Origin of the sequence: Pseudomonas inefficax, assembly GCF_900277125.1 — a bacterium.
GTDB lineage: Bacteria > Pseudomonadota > Gammaproteobacteria > Pseudomonadales > Pseudomonadaceae > Aquipseudomonas > Aquipseudomonas inefficax.
The window spans coordinates 1-1,661 of sequence record NZ_OPYN01000201.1; the positions used below are offsets into that span (position 1 = coordinate 1).

The window sequence follows — 1,661 nt, forward strand, 5'->3', positions numbered from 1 at the left end:
TGCGGCGGACAGCATGGTTACACCGCAACAGGTGGAGGCGTTTAAGGCCGAGATGGATGCAGCCAAGGTCAACTATCAGTTCGTCAGTATCGACGGGGCCAAGCACGGGTTTACCAACCCGGATGCAGACCGTTTGAGCCATGGCGAGCATGGCGGGCCGGATATCGGCTACAACAAGGCGGCGGACGAAAGCTCCTGGGCGGACATGCAGGCGTTCTTCAAGAAGGTGTTCAAGTAGGGATTGCCGGGGCCGCTTTGCGGCCCATCGCGACACAAGGCCGCTCCTACAGGTACTGCGTCGCTTTGTGTAGGAGCGGCCTTGTGTCGCGATGGGCTGCAAAGCAGCCCCAGCTATTCCACCTCCCACACCACCGCTGCGGCTGGCACAATAGCCCCATGAACACACTCCCTGCCTGCTGCGCCCCCCTCCAGTACCATTGGCCCCTGCCCCGCCCACTACCTGGCGCGGTGCTGGTCAGTTGCGCCTTCGACCCGACGCGCCTGGCGCCCGAGGACTTCCAGCGCGCCAGCGTGGTGCCCACGGCCAGCCTGCAACGCTCGGTGGCCAAGCGCCAGGCCGAATACCTGGCCGGCCGGGTTTGCGCCCGCGCCGCGCTGCATCGCCTGGACGGCCGTGACTACGTACCCGGTACCCACGAGGACCGCTCGCCCATCTGGCCCGCCGGCATTCACGGCTCGATCACCCACGGCAAAGGCTGGGCGGCCGCCGTAGTCGCTGCCGAGGGCAGTTGCCAGGGCCTGGGCCTGGATCAGGAAGCACTGCTGGATGACCAGCGTGCCGAGCGGCTTATGGGTGAAATCCTCACCCCGCCCGAGCTCGAGCGCCTGGACCCCCGCCAGCTCGGCCTTGCCGTCACCCTGACCTTCTCGCTGAAGGAAAGCCTGTTCAAGACGCTCTACCCGCTGACCCGCCAGCGCTTCTACTTCGAACACGCCGAAGTGCTCGACTGGTCTGCCGAAGGCCTGGCCCGCCTGCGCCTGCTCACCGACCTGTCGCCGCAGTGGCGGCATGGCGCCGAGCTGCAGGGCCAGTTCTGCCTGCAGGACGGCCATCTGCTCAGCCTGGTCAGCGCCTGAGCGTCACAACGGTGCCTGCTGTCGTGGCCAGTTCAGGCTGAAGCAGGCACCGCCCAGCGCGGCGCTGCGCCCCACCGTGGCCCGGCCCGCGTGCCAGTAGATGATCCGCCGCACGATCGACAGGCCCAGGCCATGCCCGCCCGAGGCGCGTGTACGGCTGTCGTCGAGGCGAGTGAACGGTGTGAAAATACGGTCCCAGACACCCTCGGGTATCCCCGGGCCGTCATCCTCCACATCGATGCGGCAGCGTTGCTGCCCCAACTGGTAGCTCAGGCGCACCTCGGTCTCGGCATGGCGCATGGCGTTGCCCACCAGGTTCTGCAGGGCCCGGTGCAGGTAGCGCGGTTCGGCCTCGACCCAGGCGCCTTCGCCATCGGCGCCCTGGCACTCACCGCGCACCACCCGTACCTCGGCACGCAGCGGCGCAGGCTCTTCGATCGCGCGGTCGGGCAAGGCATCCAGATCAACCCGCTCGAACTTCGGCGCCGGTGCGCCCTGCTGCAGGCGGGCGTAAGTGAGCATCTCGTCGACNAACTTGTCGAGGTCCTGGATATCGCCGTCCA

Annotated in this window: 3 protein-coding genes; 2 read left to right on the forward strand and 1 reads right to left on the reverse strand. The window is 67.3% G+C overall.

Annotation, left to right across the window (positions count from 1 at the left end; genetic code table 11):
- Together JV551A3_RS24645 and JV551A3_RS24650 are read left to right on the forward strand one after the other, a co-directional pair.
- A partial coding sequence (locus JV551A3_RS24645) for a dienelactone hydrolase family protein (RefSeq protein ID WP_205125972.1) occupies positions 1-238 on the forward strand: 238 nt, incomplete at its 5' end.
- Between the two features lie 158 nt (positions 239-396).
- The gene (locus tag JV551A3_RS24650) at positions 397-1,098 is read left to right on the forward strand and encodes a 4'-phosphopantetheinyl transferase family protein (RefSeq protein WP_133979200.1); all 702 of its coding nucleotides are present in this window, start codon (positions 397-399) and stop codon (positions 1,096-1,098) included.
- A 3-nt stretch (positions 1,099-1,101) separates the two neighbouring features.
- Here the strand turns inward: JV551A3_RS24650 and JV551A3_RS24655 are convergent.
- Positions 1,102-1,661 (reverse strand): ATP-binding protein (locus JV551A3_RS24655; protein ID WP_235874640.1); only part of this gene is annotated, 560 nt, incomplete at its 5' end.

What these genes read in the sequence shown, in the direction of transcription:
- JV551A3_RS24650 (WP_133979200.1), top strand. Translation starts at nt 397, where the DNA reads ATGAACACACTCCCTGCCTGCTGCGCCCCCCTCCAGTACCATTGGCCC.